Raw genomic sequence first — 15,939 nt, 5'->3', positions numbered from 1 at the left:
CCTTCGAAGCGTTTTCATTTATGATGTTCATGTAAACTAAATGGAAAGAGGTAATCCCAATGGTAGAAATGGCCTTAAAAAATATCCACAAAAAATATGATAATAATGATGCATATTCGGTAACTGATTTTAATTTAGATATCGCGGATCGCGAATTCATCGTTTTCGTTGGACCTTCTGGTTGCGGAAAATCAACAACGCTTCGAATGATCGCTGGTTTAGAAGATATTTCTGAAGGCGAATTGAGCATCGGTGGAAAAGTAATGAACGATGTGGCACCAAAAGACCGCGACATCGCGATGGTTTTCCAGAACTACGCATTGTATCCCCATATGACTGTTTTCAACAACATGGCATTTGGTTTGAAATTGCGTAAATACGACAAAGAAGAAATTAAAAAACGGGTAGAAAATGCCGCTGAGATCTTAGGATTGACAGAATACTTAGATCGTAAACCAGCTGCCCTTTCAGGTGGTCAGCGTCAACGGGTTGCCCTAGGCCGTGCCATCGTCCGTGATGCCAAAGTCTTCTTGATGGATGAGCCGTTGTCAAACTTAGATGCGAAATTGCGGGTTGCCATGCGTGCGGAAATCGCAAAATTACACCAACGTTTAGAAACAACGACGATCTATGTAACCCATGACCAAACAGAAGCGATGACCATGGCTGACCGGATCGTTATCATGAAAGATGGCTTCATTCAACAAATCGGTTCACCAAAAGAAGTCTACAACACACCGAAAAACATTTTCGTTGCCGGCTTTATCGGTTCACCAGCAATGAACTTCTTCAATGTTACGTTGAAAAACGGTATGATCTCTGATGGACAAAGCTTGAACTTACGTATTCCTGAAGGCAAGAACAAGATTCTTGTGGAAAAAGGGTACGAAGGCAAACAATTAGTCTTTGGTATTCGTCCAGAAGATATTCACAGTGAACAAATCGCATTGGAAGCTTCTCCTGAAGCAACTGTACGTGCCGAAGTAGTCGTATCTGAATTATTAGGTGCAGAAACGATGCTTTATACACGCGTAGGTGCGACTGAATTTATCTCGAAAGTTGATGCTCGTGACTTCCACCGTCCAGGTGAAACGGTTGATTTGGCTTTCAACATCAACAAAGCACACTTCTTCGACAAAGATTCAGAAAATGTCATCACACTTCCTTAATTTGTAGTTACCATGCACTGTTCTCGGATTTGCCCCCTAGGCAGTCGCATTTAACTAATATCCACTTTTATTCCTTATTTGTATCCCCTAAAAACAGACAGTCAGCAGACTGTCTGTTTTTGGGTTTCGTTGTGTTTCCTACGAAACGCTTAGTTACGAACGAGAAACCAGAAGCGGTGTAAGCAGCTCATTTCCCCCCTTCTACCGCCCACAGCCTCGATGCTTTAAGTACGTGAAACACTCGCCCATCACTTGCCTTTAGACAACATACGCGTGGTGTCAGCTTCGTCCTCTTCCTCCTCAATTTCTCTTTTGTTTGTCTATGATGCGATGTCCTAAACACGAGAAAACGAACCAACGGGCTTGCCACGCATTGCTGCTTAAGAGGGGCTTTCTTGGCTAGTGTAGGCAAAAAAGCACCGCAAAAAGAGTAGTGCTTGTGGGGGATGACAAGCACTACTCTGGGGAGCCTATTCAACTGCTGACCACCTAGCTTTTTGCCAAGCTGCTGGTTAGCGATCGTTTTGCAAGAGGGTCAGGCTGTCTGCAAGGACAGCTTCGCCATCTAACAACTCGTAATCTGTTTCTTTGATCAATTTATAAGGCACCGCTTTGACCATGAGAAAGTCTTTCAATCGATTGACTTCGTACTTCGACTGCGGACCGATCAGCAAGGCATCGACAGTCTGCTGCTGCAGGATCTGTTCAGCAATGATGGCTGGTGCCGAATAGATATGCACGGCTAATCCTTTTTCATCTGCAGCTCGCTGCATGTTTTTCACTAAGAGACCCGTAGTGATACCTGCGGTACAAATCAATAAAATCGGCTTTTGTGCTTGTTCCTCCATAAACAGGGCCTCCTAAGATATTTTCTTTTTCTTATTGTAGATATCCAACACGACGGCCAGCAGCAAAATCAATCCTTTGATGGCTTGCTGCCAATCGACACCGACTCCTAAGATCGACATCCCATTGTTTAAGACACCCATCACCAGACCACCAACGATCGCACCCATCACAGTACCAATACCGCCTGATGTGGAAGCCCCACCGAAATACACTGCAGCCATTGCATCTAATTCCATTGACGTTCCTGCTTGCGGGGTGGCTGCGTTCAACCGAGCGGCTAAAACCAAGCCCGCCAAAGCTGCCATCATCCCCATGTTCACGAAGACCCAGAAGGTGATTTTCTTCGTCTTGATCCCAGAAAGTTCGGCTGCTTTTTTGTTGCCGCCGGTTGCATAGATTTGACGACCAGCAACGGTTTTGTTAGTCAAAAAGCCATAAGCAGCCACGATCACCCCTAAGACGATCAAAATGATCGGATACCCTTGATAAGAGGCAAAGATATAGGTAGCGCCGAGAAATACGACCGCAGTAAAGACGGCTTTAAAGGCAAAGGCTGCCATTGATTCCACTTCAAAAAGATTTTTTTTGCGACGCTCACGGGTCCGCCATTGGCCTAAAATCAGGATGCCCGTGATCACTACACCTAAAATCATGGAAAGTAAATGGATCTGACCGCCTGCAATATCTGGCAAATACCCAGTAGAAATTTGTTGGAATGCCTTGGGAAACGGCGCCAATGATTGACCACCTAAGACGACTTGGGTCAGTCCTCGAAACATCAGTAAACTAGACAAGGTCACGATAAATGCTGGGATACCGACATACGCGACCCAGAACCCTTGCCAGGCACCGATCACTGCGCCCATCAGTAAGCAAAGAGGCACTGCCAGCCAAGGACTGATGCCGTTATTGACCATTAAGACGCCTGCAATCGCACCGACAAACGCCATCACGGACCCTACGGATAAATCAACGTGTCCTAACAAGACGACCAAGAGCATACCAGCTGCCAAAACGAGAATATGACTGTTTTGCAACACGAGGTTGGTGATATTCAGCGGCCGCCAGAAAATCCCGTCGGTCATGAGCTGAAAGGCCACCAGCAGCACTGCTAAGATAATGATCATACTGTATTTGCTAAAGATTTCCAGTGCCTTTTCTTTCAGCGAATGGCTGCGTTCTTTTTTTAATTTATTGGTTGTTTCCATCTCAAACCCCACTCTCTTCTAATGTCATTAGATTCATCAATCGTTCTTGATCCGCCTCTTCCCGCAGGACCTCGCCAGTGAAGCGGCCTTCGTTCATCGTATAGATTCGGTCACACATGCCTAATAGTTCTGGCAGCTCCGAGGAGATGATGCAAATGGCTTTGCCAGCTGCTGCCATCTCTTCGATGATCGTATAGATTTCGTATTTCGCCCCGACATCGATCCCACGGGTCGGTTCATCTAAAAATAAGATGTCTGGTGTGGTCATCAGCCATTTTGCCAAAACGACCTTTTGCTGATTCCCGCCGCTCAAGCTGCCGACGTTTTGATAGATCGAATTGGTTTTCGTCCGCATTTTTTTGCGGAACTCTTCTGCCATCGTGACTTCTTTTTCTTTATCGATGACCCCTTGGCGGCTGATTTTGGCAAGACTAGCAATGGTGGTATTCTCGCGAATATCCATCAGCAGATTCAAGCCCAGCGCTTTTCGATCTTCCGACACATAGGCTAACCCATTTTTGATGGCGGTTGGCACGTCTTTGACAGAAATCGGTTGGCCGTCTTTATAGACTTCCCCCGAAATCGAACTGCCGTAGGAATGACCGAAGACACTCATGGCAAACTCTGTCCGTCCCGCACCCATCAAACCGGCGATGCCGATGATCTCTCCTTTGCGGATCATCAAGTTCAAATTCTCATTCACCACACGGGTATGGTCGATTGGATGATGGACCGTCCAATTTTTGACTTCAAAAAACGGTTCACCAATAGTGGGGTTCCGCTCTGGGTAGCGATTGGTCAAATCTCGCCCAACCATGCCGCGAATGATGCGCTCTTCAGAAATTTCGGCACCACTCAGCGTCTCGATCGTTTGCCCGTCACGTAAAATCGTGATGCGATCCGCCACATTGACGATTTCATTCAACTTGTGAGAGATGATGATCGAGGTGATCCCTTGGTTGCGGAACTCTTTGATCAGCTCTAACAGATTGGCACTTTCTTCTTCATTCAACGCCGCGGTTGGCTCATCTAAAATCAACAATCGGACGGATTTTGAAAATGCTTTGGCAATTTCCACCAGCTGTTGATGTCCGACACCGATTTGTGAAACCAGCGTATTCGGATCTAATTTCAAGCCAACAATCTTTAAGAGGCTGTCTGTTTTCTTTTCGGTCAGATCCCAATCAATGATGCCGTGTTTGGCTTGTTCGTTTCCTAGAAAGATATTTTCTTTGATCGACAGGTAAGGACTTAATGCTAACTCTTGATGAATAATAACGATTCCTTTGTCCTCACTGTCCCGCAAATCTTTGAACTTGCATAACTCCCCTTCATAATAGATCTCTCCGTCATAGCTGCCGTAAGGATAGAGTCCGCTTAAGACATTCATCAGCGTGGACTTGCCAGCGCCATTTTCTCCACACAGTGCGTGGATCTCTCCTCGCTCGATCGAGAGGTTGACGTTATCAAGGGCGCGAACCCCTGAAAACTCTTTGACGATGCCTTTCATCATCAAAATATTATCTGCCATGTTCTTTCACCCTTTTCCTTTTTATGTAAAAGTGGTGCGCTGCCTTTGTAAGAAAAGCGGAAAGAACGAATAGTGGGGATGATTCGTTCTTCCCTACTGCTTTCGGGGAAACTAGTATCTTTTCTCGCTGGATCAGCGCTTCTTGCTTAAATGCCTAGCTCTTCTTCTGTATAGTAATCGGTATCGATCAGTTCTTCTTTGTAGTTGTCCCTATCCACAGAAACGGGATTTGACAAGTAGGTTGGTACGACTTTGACGCCATTGTCATAGGTTTCCGTATCGTTGACTGGCACTTCCTCGCCATTGGTGATGGCTTCGATCATTTCGATCGTGTTTTTCGCCAACACCCGTGTATCTTTGAAAATCGTTTGGGTCTGTTCGCCCGCGATGATCGATTTCACCCCTGCCACCGTCGCATCTTGACCGGTAATCACAGGTAGTGGTTTATCGGAAGAACCATAGCCAACGCCTTTAAGCGATGAAATGATTCCTAGGCTGATTGGATCATAAGGTGAAAGAACGGCATCCAATGTTTGATCCGTATAGTTGGCACTCAACAAGTTGTCCATCCGAGCTTGCGCAGTTGAACCATCCCAACGCAAAGTAGCGATTTGGTTGAAGTTGGTTTGACCAGAAGGAACGACTAGCTGTCCGCTGTCAAAGTATTGTTGGAAGACCGAAAGGACCCCATTATAATTGATCAGTGCATTGTTATCATCTGGAGAGCCGCCGAATAATTCAATGTTAAATGGTCCTTCACCGTCTTTGAGACCCAATTTGTCTTCAATATAAGACGCTTGCAGCACGCCGACTCCAAAATTATCAAAGGTGGCATAATAATCGACGTATTCCGAGTTCATCAGTAAACGGTCATAGGCGATAACTGTGATATCTTCGTTATGGGCTTTTTCCAACACGTCTGTCAGTGCCGAACCATCGATCGAGGCGATCACTAAAGTATCAACGCCTTTGGTGATCATATTCTCAATTTGTGCCACTTGGTTTTCTACTTTGTCTTCTCCATATTGCAGGTCAGTTTTATAGCCGAGCTTCTCTAATTCTTCTACCATGTTGTCGCCATCTGCGATCCACCGTTCTGCCGATTTGGTCGGCATCGCGATCCCAACAAATCCTTTGTCTCCGTCACCGTTTGCCCCGCTGTCTGATCCATTCCCACAAGCTGCTAACAATCCGCCAACCAATAAGGTGGATGCTAGGACGACCAATTTACCAAAAGTACCTTTCATTGTGATCCCTCCATGTCTTTTTCTTACATTCTCAGTATAGCCAGTTAAGGAATCGCTTACATTTAGATTTTTTCGAGGTTTCTTGGATTTCTTGAGAAAAAACGACTCAGTTGCCCCCATTTCTTTTCGTAATCTTGGATTTTTTAAGATTCCCTTGGTTTTTATTTGATTTGATATTTTGTGTAAAGCGCTTCCGTATTTTTTAGTAGAATAGACCATAGAGGTGAAAAAAATGAGGAATATAAAAATTGGGTTACTCGTTTGGTTGTGTTTGTCTTTCTTGGCTGGTTGCCAAGCAGTCAAAGAAACGACCGCTGAAACATCGGAAGAAAGTATCGTGATCGGTTTTTCTCAATCGGGAACAGAAAGCAGCTGGCGCAAGCGCCACACCGAATCGATTCGCACTGAATTAGAGAAGGAAGGCTATGAAGTGCTCTATCGTAACGGCTATATGAATCAAGAACGTCAGATTCAAGATATCCGCAGTTTTATCGTGTATCAAGTCGATGCCATCGTCTTTACCCCGATTCAGGAAAACAATTGGGAACCGATTTTGGAAGAAGCTGCGCAAGCGGGGATTCCCGTTTTCGTGGTGGACCGTCATGTCAACGTCAGCGATCCCTCCTTGTTTCTGACTCATATCGGGCCAAGCTTCAAAGCCGAGGGCAATCGTGCAGGTCTCTACGTCAGCAATTATTATAAAGAACATCAAAATGAAACGATCAATGTTTTAGAATTGACGGGACTGGATGCTACTTCTCCGACGTATTTGCGCTCAGAAGGGTTCCGAGAAACCATCAAGCGTGATTATGCCCACAACAATGTAACGATCCAAGTCAAAGATGAGCTAAATGGTGACTTCATTCGCCGCAAAGGCAAAGAAGTCATTGAACAATACATCGCAGAAGGCAAAATGGAGCAGATCGATGTCTTGTTCAGTCACAATGACGAGATGACTCTTGGCGCTCTTGAAGCCCTCGAAAAAACCGATATTGAGCCAGGGAAGGATTTGGTGATCGTATCGATCGATGCCCAAAAAGAAATGATCGACAAATTGAAGCAAGGGATCGTCAATTGTGTCGTTGAATGCAACCCAGATGCTGGTGTGTTCGTCAAAAATGCCATCTCGCGCTACTTGGCTCGCGGCGCCGATGCCATTCCTCGTGAAATCTATGTCCATGAAACAGTTTTTTCCAGTGATATGGACTTTGATCAGATTCCACCAAGAAATTATTGAGGAGATGAAGATGAAAACAAAAAGTATCAAGGGCATCTTCCAGCAGACCAACAAACTGATGATCCTCGTCGCCTTTATCCCCCTCGTAGTAAGCAGTGTCTTTTACTCGCGGCAGATTTTTATTTATCAAAACACCATCAACAATATTGAAGAAGCCAATCAATTATCGGAAAAAGTCGATGCCATTGTCTTGGAAGAAATGTGGGATTTAGTCTTTGGTCAAAAAACCGTCGCACAAGTCCAAGAAACCAATGTGATCGATGAACTAAGGAGCGATCTGCAGCACATTCAAGAAAATACCAGCACTGCCAAAGAGCTCAATATTTTAGCAGTCGCCTTTCGGACGCTCGATTCTTTAGAAACCTATCAGCAACAGTTGATCGATAATATTCTCATCGATGAACCGGTGGAACAAAACCAATACGTCATGATCCAAGTGGATTCGGTGATCGATTTGCTATCCGATATTTTGCAGCAGTTTGTCGGAGTAGAGATCAGCTTAGCCAGCCAAACCAACCACGAACTGGTCCAATCCGTGTTGCTGCTGATCCTTTTTCAGGTCGTGTTGCTTTTGATCATCTTTGCGATCATCAATAAAAACCGCCGCTTTGTTCGTGACAATCTGCAATACCCGCTGGATCGGTTGTTAGACCTTTCCAATGAACTATCCCAAGGACATTTGAGCTACCGAGCAGAACTGCCCGAAACCCCAGAGCTGCGGACTCTGACGAGTAGCTTGAATCGAATGGCAGATGACTTGACTCGGCTCTTGGAAGAAAATGCCTTGAAGCAGTATCACTTAGCCCAAAGTGAGGTGCGGGTCTTACAAGCCCAGATCACTCCGCATTTCATCTATAATAGTTTAGATGCGATTGTTTCTTTGATCGAAGCTGCCCGTTTTGAGCAAGCAACCGAAATGACTTATGCGCTGTCAGATTTTTTCCGCATTTCCTTAAGCAAAGGGCAAGACTGGATTCCGCTGGAAAAAGAATTGCGGCATGTGGACGATTACTTGAAGATTTTGCAGATCCGCTATGGCAGGATGCTGTCTTACACCATTGAAGATCAAACCGTCAGTCCAGAACTACAGGTTTTGAAAATGGTCCTGCAGCCCCTTGTTGAAAACGCCGTATATCATGGCACCAAGTTTGTCCGTCGTGTCGGCATGATTCGAATCACAGTGTCAGAATTGCCTCACCAGATTCAAATGACCATCAGTGACAACGGCGTTGGGATCGACCCTGAGCGTTTGGAGGAGATTCGTCGTAACCTTAAAGAAACCACTGATCCCGCCTCTGAGAGCGGCTATGGCCTATATAACGTCTATCGCCGTCTCCAGCTGAACTACGGCAGCGAAGCGCAACTGACGATCCACAGTCAATACCAAGAAGGCACCACGATTAACGTCACAGTACCAAAAAGGGAGGAACCCAACCATGTACAAAGTGTTCATAGTTGAAGATGAACATCTGATTCGCGATAGTTTACGCCACCAAATCATGACTCTCGCCAAACAATACCCGATCGTTTATAGCGATGAAGCCGCAGATGGCGAATTGGCGCTGGCTTCGATCCTTGATCTGCGTCCTGATATTATTATCAGTGATATCAAAATGCCGTTTATGGACGGCTTGGTCTTTGCGAAAGAAGCCAAGAAGTTATTGCCGCAAGTTCGCATTATTTTCGTTAGCGGTTTTGATGATTTTGACTATGCAAAAACGGCACTGCAGCTGCAAGCAGACGATTACTTGCTCAAGCCCATCAAAAACGAAGAATTAGAACAAGCCATCAAAACCGTCGTTCAACACTTAGATGAACAACAAGCCACTCATCAGCAATTATCCAAAGAAGACGATTTATTCGAAATGGAAATCAAAAAGAATCACTTTCTGAATCACCTCTTTAAACAAAAGATCACGATCTCAGAAGCCTTTTTGCAAGCAGAAGAACTGGGCCGGCGCTTTTCAGGCAAACAGTTTTGTGTGCTATTAGCAAAAACCCCCTTCAATCAAAGCTTTTCTGACTACACTCGCTTTAGCCAGCAGCTGACCAAAGCCTATGAACAAGATGATGCTGTCTTGTTCTCCAGTGTGTCCAGCCGCTTCATCAAGTTTTTGCTTTTTGACCATGACCGAGAACAAGTTTTAGAAAAAGCCTATCAGATCGCTCAAAGCCTCGTTCATGGTTCTGGGGAAGAAGTAGCAGTGGCGATCGGACCGGTAGCAGATCGCTTCTCGGGTATCTCTCTTTCTTATCAGAAAGCTCGTGACATGCTAAAAACCTATGGCAGCATCCGCAAGGAAAAAATCATCAGCTATGAAGACGACATTCGCGAAGGGGAACTATCCCCCACCAATCCTTTCAAAACCGACCTTGCTTCACGGCTGGCAAATGCTGGGAAACAGACGATCCCTGAGCTGATCGCTGAATTGATGGCGCCTCAAGGAACCGTTGAGCGAACACAAATGTACCGTTTGTTCGTCTTAGTCGAACTGCTGGCATTGTTGAAGAAAAAAGACAGTCATTCGCTGCCCCAGATCGTTCAGCACGCCCATGACTTAGACTATCTAGCGGCATTGACCCATGAGCCAGAGAACTATCAAACGACTCTGGCAGAACTGTTGCCATTATTGACCAAACAACCCATCAATCCTGCGATGGCGAAATATCAAAGCGTCATCAATCAAGCCAAAGCCTTTATCAGTGAGCACTTTTCTGATCCCAATATTTCCTTAAATGTAGTTGCTGAAAAAGTTCATTTGAGTCCAGCACATTTCAGCACCATCTTCTCGCAAGCCACTGATTCTACGTTTATCGAATACTTGACCGAGCAACGGTTGACCTTAGCTAAGGAACTGCTGTTAACGACCAATCTACGGCTATCTGAGATCGCCTTTGATGTTGGCTACAATGACCCAAATTATTTTTCCTTTTTGTTCAAGAAGAAAGAAAACATCTCACCGAAAGAATACCGTCAAAAAAATGCCTAAATGAGTGAAGGGATGCAAAAAAAGAGTGAGGGACAGCAAAATCGTCCTCACTCTTTTTCATTTTCTACCTCATGCAGTTATTTCTTCTCCATCGCAGCTTTTAAAGCAGCTGCTAATGGGCTTTCTTGCGGTTCTTCTTGATTGATTTTGTTCATCAAGCGGCGTTCTTCGTGTTTCGACAGCTTTTTGCTGCGTTCCTTTTTATCCGCCATTTTTTCGGTGGTCCCATCGAATTTACAGCGGAAATAGGCGCCGTTTTTCCCTTCAATGATCTCCATCTTTCGGTGGCATTGCGGGCAGCGTCGGTTTGAAACTTTCGGGTCTTTCCGACGACGGTACTTGCAGGTGCCACTGGAGCAAACATAGATCTTGCCATCACGGGTATTTTTCTCCCGCAAGGGTTCGCCGCATTCGGGACAACGTTTTTGGGTCAATGAGAAATCTTGGTACTTGCTTTCGCTTTGCTTGATTTCTTTGACCAGTTGTTTTGTGTCTGCTTCGATTTGTGCAAGGAAGGTTTGGGCAGAATAGGTGCCTTTCGCAATGGCTTCCAGTTCCTTCTCCCATTTTTCCGTCAATTCTGGTGTCACCAAGGATGGATTGACTAAGACTAACAGCTGCTTGCCTTTTGGCGATACTTGCAAGCCGCTTGGGGTCCGCTCCATCAGCTCAGATTTGATCAGCTTTTCAATGATCTCCGCACGGGTTGCCGGCGTACCGAGACTATGTTTTTCCATTTTGCCTAAAAGAGTTCCTTCATTCAACGGTTTCGGTGGTGTGGTCAACTCTTTCTGGATGGTGAACTCAGGCTTGACGGTACTGCCTTTTTGCCAAGCTATGTCACTGGTTTCTTCTTCAGAAGTCGTTTTCCATCCCGCTTCTAACACGGTATTGCGGTTGAATACAAAGGTTTCTGAACCAAAGGTCACGGTCACTTTCTGCTGCTGCTTTTTATGGGGTTTCGCAAAGAGCATTAAGAAACGACTAACGATCATTTGATAGATCCGTTGTTCATCGGTAGTTAATTTTTCATAACGTGCCCGCTGTTCCGTTGGCAATAAGGCATGGTGATCGGTAACTTTTTTATCATTGAAGACAGCTTGCTGCACCACTTGTCCGCCATTTTTCAAGTATTCTTTGACTTCTGGGGCAAAATCCGCAACTGCCTGCAGGCGTTCCTTCATGGTTGCCTTCATATCATTGGTCAAATACTTGGAATCCGTCCTTGGGTAAGTGACGATTTTATGGGTTTCATACAAGCTTTGAACAAGCGACAAGGTCTTCTTGGCTGAAAACCCATAACGCTGATTGGCTTCTCGTTGGATCTCGGTCAAATCGTAGGGCAATGGTGCACTTTCTGTTTTGACCTTTTCTTCGATCGCTGTCACGCGACCATTTTGTTGACTCATTTGCTTGACCAATGCTTCGGCGTCGCTGCGTTCTTTTAGTTGATAGGGATTTTTTTGCTGCAGGCGGGCCTTGGCATCGCCTACGTTTAGGGTAATCACATGATAGGTTTGCGGACGGAAACTCTCGATCTGCATTTCCTGACTGCGCACCAAAGCTAAGGTAGGGGTTTGGACCCGACCCGCACTAAGATTGTCTTGATATTTGACCGTCAATGCCCGGGTGACATTCAACCCTACCAGCCAGTCGGCTTTTGCCCGCGCAAGGGCGGAGTAGTAAAGATTGTCGTAGTGCTTGGCTGACTGCAATTTTGCAAAGCCTTCTTTGATGGCTTTAGGGGTTTGCGAAGAAATCCACAAACGTTTGACTGGTTTGTCAAAACGAACCCACTCCAAAATCCAGCGAGCGACTAGCTCCCCTTCTCTTCCCGCATCGGTAGCGATCACGACTTCCCCGACATCTTTTCTTTGAGCCAGTTGTTTGATGGCTTTTAGTTGATGACCGGTTTTTGGTAACGGCTTGATCCCGATGGACTTAGGGATCATCGGTAACGTTTCCATCTGCCATGATGCCCAGTCTTTGTTTAAATCTTCAGGCATTTTCAAGCCCAATAAATGACCAAGGGCCCAAGTAACGATCGCCTTGGGTCCTTCGTAATAATTTTTATGTTTTTGCTCACAGCCCAAAACTTTGCTGAGGTCTTTGGCAACGCTTGGCTTTTCCGCTAGAATTAGTTGTTTCATAAAAATCTTTCCTGCTTTCATCGACGACTTGCTGATATTCTTTAAGCAATGCCAGTCCAATATATTGTTGGAGGTAATCGTCGCATTCTTCGCACCAGCGTTCGTCTTCTTCATTCCAAAAAGCCGTCATAAAGTTTGATTTTGCATTTATGTACGAATACTCTTCTCTGATTTCTTGCCATTTTTGTTCATAAAATGACTGCGCCTCGCTGAAAGTTGTAAATGTGAACGCCTCTTGAATATCTGACTGCCATCCCTCAAAAAACCACCACGGTTCATTGTCCCCATACATGACTACTACTTGATACATTCCATTGCTCCTTTCACGATTCCTTCCTCATATTAGTCACTTTTACTTAAACTTGCAAGGAATAAGTTTCAGCATTTAAACATTGCTTTAAAAATTCATTAAACCCTCGTTTTTTTGTACGATTTATCGGTTGTTTAAGATTACATCATTTCTATGCCCCTATAGTCTAGCACAGATGTTTCCTGTTGTGAATATAACATCAAAAGATTAAAAAAATATCAAACAAGATTTATTTTAACCTCGTAAAAAAAATTTGTCTGCGATGGATATGCTACAATAATGACAACCACGAAATTGCCAGGAGGTGCCCCATGTATCTCGAACAAATCACTTTTCCCGATCAAGAGACCGAGTTTGATTTTTTCCTTTCCATCAAACGAACCGTTTATGATTCTTACTACCCTTTTCAGATTCTCAGTGCCCGCCTTTTTCAGCAGATCGATTTTGAACCGGTCACGATCTTATATGGCGGCAATGGTTCTGGTAAAACCACCGCATTGAACGTGATTGCCGAAAAGATCCACGCGCAGCGCTTTGCTGCGTATAATCGCTCGAATTTTTTCGAGAACTACTTAGCCTACTGTACTACTGGCAGCATCGACGAACCGCAAGAAAAAGTACTTTTGACCAGCGATGATGTCTTTGATTACATGCTGGCTATTCGAAATTTGAATCAAGGGATCGATCATCGCCGAGAAGAAGTATTCCAAGAATACTACCAAGCAAAGTATGCAGACTTTCGTTTCAAGGGTTTTGACGATTACCATGAATTGAAGAAAATCAATCTTGCACGATCCAACACACAGTCCAAATTCACCCGCAAGCACTTGATCGACAATGTCCGAGAATATTCCAATGGCGAAAGTGCCTTTCGCTTCTTTCAAGAAAAGATTCGTCCCAACAGCCTTTACTTATTAGATGAACCAGAAAATTCTCTTTCTGCTGAGCGTCAGCTGGAACTGGTGCAGTTACTAGAAGATTTTGTCCGCTATGAGCAGTGCCAATTCATCATTGCTACTCATAGTCCTTTCGTTTTATCTTTAAAGGAAGCCAAAATCTATGATTTGGATCAAACGCCCGTCGATGTTCGGAAGTGGACCCAGTTAGCCAGTGTCCAGCAGTATTACCGCTTTTTTCAAGCACACCAAGCCGAATTTGATGATCGATCATGAGCAAAGTAAACCATTTTCCGCCAAAGATTTCTTTTGGTGGCTTTTTTCCGTCGCACTCACACAAAGACCAAAATCAAATTGATCAGCGCAATACAGAAGGCGACCACTCCCGCAATTTTGCCCCACTTGACTTCTGCTTGGTTATACTGATCGGAATGCCCCGCAATCTGAGAGGACAAAAAGTAGAACTTTTTAAAAACAAGCAAATACCCGGCTAAACCCAATAGTACGGCTAAGGCAAGATGGTTGATTTGGCTTGAAATGACCTGAGTCTGATGAAGCATCACCACCCCTACGACACTAACGACAAACCCCCATTTCATGAGATTGGCTTTGGTACGATTCATGCTCCTCCTCCTTTCTTTTAAAAATGCCAATGCATCAAAAACATTCATTTTCTACCTAAATTATAGCATAATTTGACTATTTTTTTAAAATGGAAAGCGCTCGCTCTATTCGGACTTTCGAATTGATTTATAAAAAGCCCTAGCTAAGTGCAACTGATTGGTTCAGTGGTCTTAGCTAGGGCTGATTGTGTTAGTGGTTAAACATATTGTAATTCTTTGGCTTCTTTGTAGGCTGCATCGATCAAACCGCCGCCCAAGCATTCCATCCCGTCATAAAAAACGACTGCTTGTCCAGGAGTGATGGCGCGGACTGGTTCGTCAAAAATCACTTCTGCTCGATCTCCATCTAATAGACGCACCGTTACTGGTACATCTTGTTGACGGTAGCGGAATTTTGCTGTGCATGAAAATTCCGTGCCGCGGTCTTGTTCTGTAGTAAAGTGGATTTGGCTTGCTTCCAAGCGATCTGCATACAATGCGGGGTGATGGAATCCTTGCCCCACATACAAAGTGTTGGTCGCTAAGTCTTTTCCTACGACAAACCATGGTTCTTGAGTGGCACCGCCGCCGCCAATGCCTAAGCCTTGACGTTGTCCGATGGTGTAGTACATCAAGCCATCGTGTTGTCCTTTGACTTCGCCATCTAATGTAACCATATTGCCTTTTTTCGCTGGCAAGTAATTACTCAAAAATTGTTTGAAATTCTTTTCTCCGATAAAGCAGACACCCGTGGAATCTTTTTTCTTGGCTGTTGCTAGACCTGCCCGTTCAGCGATCGCTCGTACTTCTGATTTTTCCATGCCGCCTAGTGGGAACATGGTTTTGCTCAATTGTTCTTGTGACAATTGGCTTAAGAAATACGTTTGATCTTTGTTGTTATCCACGCCTCGCAACATATGAGTCACGCCGTTTTCATCAACGGTCACTTGCGCATAATGGCCAGTTGCTACATAATCGGCACCAAGATCCATCGCATAATCCAAAAAGGCTTTGAACTTGATTTCCTTGTTACACATGACATCTGGATTTGGCGTCCGTCCGGCACGGTATTCTGCAAGAAAATATTCAAATACACGGTCCCAATATTCTTTTTCGAAATTCACTGAATAATAAGGAATCCCGATTTGCGCAGCCACTTTGGCTACGTCTTTGTAGTCTTCTGTTGCGGTACAAACACCGTTTTCATCGGTATCATCCCAATTTTTCATAAAGATCCCGACAACATCATACCCTTGTTCTTTCAGCAAAAGTGCTGTTACTGACGAGTCTACCCCGCCACTCATTCCAACCACCACACGGGTGTTTTCGTTAGACATGATCGTTTCACCATCATTTCAATTATAGATTCTGAAATCATCTACGATTTGAAGGTCGCAACTTTTCAGTAATTTGCATTATACAACAAAACACAAAAAAGTTCACTGTTTGCTGTCTTTTCTTATAAATTCCTTGTTACTAGATAAGTTCTTATTTCATTCGATCCACAGCCGTCCTCTTATTACTGCTGTTCTTGGCGTAATAAATCACTAGGGGGCAAAATCATTTTTAGAAAAGTCATCTGGAGAGAAGTTGCTGTTCGTTATTCCCCCACTCAGTCTAATAGAAGAAGCGCTGTTTTTGTGTCTTTCATCGACAGCTGTCCAAACGACAACAACTTACTTTTTAAACGGTCGTTTGTCATAAAATCGTATGGAATTCTTCAGGAAATGTAGAAATGCCGCTATCAGAA

At 44.5% G+C, this 15,939-nt stretch carries 13 protein-coding genes; 5 read left to right on the top strand and 8 right to left on the bottom strand.

What is annotated here, in order from left to right; translation table 11 throughout:
- Positions 1-59: 59 nt before the first annotated feature.
- Complete coding sequence (locus tag QN079_RS02085) at positions 60-1,169, top strand: ABC transporter ATP-binding protein (RefSeq protein ID WP_005227260.1); 1,110 nt, start codon at positions 60-62, stop codon at positions 1,167-1,169.
- A 512-nt stretch (positions 1,170-1,681) separates the two neighbouring features.
- On the opposite strand, the gene QN079_RS02080 is transcribed toward QN079_RS02085, so the two are convergent.
- From QN079_RS02080 to chvE, 4 genes are all read right to left on the bottom strand, one after another.
- Positions 1,682-2,017, bottom strand: coding sequence for a PTS sugar transporter subunit IIB (locus tag QN079_RS02080; protein WP_289230343.1), 336 nt, complete (start codon positions 2,015-2,017; stop codon positions 1,682-1,684).
- A gap of 12 nt (positions 2,018-2,029) precedes the next feature.
- Positions 2,030-3,226: a multiple monosaccharide ABC transporter permease gene (gene mmsB / locus QN079_RS02075; protein WP_289230342.1), complete on the bottom strand. Its 1,197-nt coding sequence runs from the start codon at positions 3,224-3,226 to the stop codon at positions 2,030-2,032.
- A gap of 1 nt (position 3,227) precedes the next feature.
- Complete coding sequence (gene mmsA / locus QN079_RS02070) at positions 3,228-4,757, bottom strand: multiple monosaccharide ABC transporter ATP-binding protein (protein WP_289230341.1); 1,530 nt, start codon at positions 4,755-4,757, stop codon at positions 3,228-3,230.
- Between the two features lie 146 nt (positions 4,758-4,903).
- Positions 4,904-6,004 (bottom strand): multiple monosaccharide ABC transporter substrate-binding protein, encoded by a 1,101-nt coding sequence (gene chvE / locus QN079_RS02065; protein WP_208788470.1) that lies wholly within the window; start codon positions 6,002-6,004, stop codon positions 4,904-4,906.
- Positions 6,005-6,236: 232 nt separating this feature from the next.
- On the opposite strand from chvE, the gene QN079_RS02060 reads away from it, so the two are divergent.
- The 3 genes from QN079_RS02060 to QN079_RS02050 are packed head-to-tail and all read left to right on the top strand — an operon-like array spanning position 6,237 to position 10,231.
- A complete protein-coding gene (locus tag QN079_RS02060; RefSeq protein ID WP_005227255.1) occupies positions 6,237-7,241 on the top strand; it encodes an ABC transporter substrate-binding protein in 1,005 nt (334 codons plus the stop codon).
- Positions 7,242-7,251: 10 nt separating this feature from the next.
- Positions 7,252-8,700, top strand: a complete 1,449-nt coding sequence (locus tag QN079_RS02055; protein WP_289230340.1) for a sensor histidine kinase — start codon at positions 7,252-7,254, stop codon at positions 8,698-8,700.
- On the top strand, positions 8,678-10,231 hold the full coding sequence (locus tag QN079_RS02050; RefSeq protein ID WP_289230339.1) for a response regulator: 1,554 nt from the start codon (positions 8,678-8,680) through the stop codon (positions 10,229-10,231). The genes QN079_RS02055 and QN079_RS02050 overlap by 23 nt, the downstream gene beginning before the upstream one ends.
- Positions 10,232-10,308: 77 nt before the next feature.
- Here QN079_RS02050 and QN079_RS02045 read toward each other — a convergent pair whose 3' ends face one another.
- Together QN079_RS02045 and QN079_RS02040 are read right to left on the bottom strand one after the other, a co-directional pair.
- Positions 10,309-12,381, bottom strand: coding sequence for a DNA topoisomerase III (locus tag QN079_RS02045; RefSeq protein WP_289230338.1), 2,073 nt, complete (start codon positions 12,379-12,381; stop codon positions 10,309-10,311).
- Entirely contained in the window at positions 12,314-12,691 is a 378-nt protein-coding gene (locus QN079_RS02040) for a DUF1033 family protein (RefSeq protein ID WP_289230337.1), read from the bottom strand. Before QN079_RS02040 ends, QN079_RS02045 begins: the two co-directional genes overlap by 68 nt.
- 311 nt (positions 12,692-13,002) lie before the next feature.
- Between QN079_RS02040 and QN079_RS02035 the strand changes: the two genes are divergently transcribed.
- Positions 13,003-13,863, top strand: coding sequence for an AAA family ATPase (locus QN079_RS02035; protein ID WP_289230336.1), 861 nt, complete (start codon positions 13,003-13,005; stop codon positions 13,861-13,863).
- 56 nt (positions 13,864-13,919) lie between these two features.
- On the opposite strand, the gene QN079_RS02030 is transcribed toward QN079_RS02035, so the two are convergent.
- A complete protein-coding gene (locus tag QN079_RS02030) occupies positions 13,920-14,210 on the bottom strand; it encodes a hypothetical protein (protein WP_225582108.1) in 291 nt (96 codons plus the stop codon).
- Between the two features lie 197 nt (positions 14,211-14,407).
- Positions 14,408-15,526: a tRNA 2-thiouridine(34) synthase MnmA gene (gene mnmA, locus QN079_RS02025; RefSeq protein WP_026008140.1), complete on the bottom strand. Its 1,119-nt coding sequence runs from the start codon at positions 15,524-15,526 to the stop codon at positions 14,408-14,410.
- Positions 15,527-15,939 lie beyond the last annotated feature (413 nt).

It is taken from the genome of Enterococcus sp. FZMF, from assembly GCF_030263915.1.
Classification (GTDB): Bacteria; Bacillota; Bacilli; order Lactobacillales; family Enterococcaceae; genus Enterococcus_D; species Enterococcus_D casseliflavus.
This window is presented reverse-complemented; position numbering and strand designations above follow the sequence as displayed.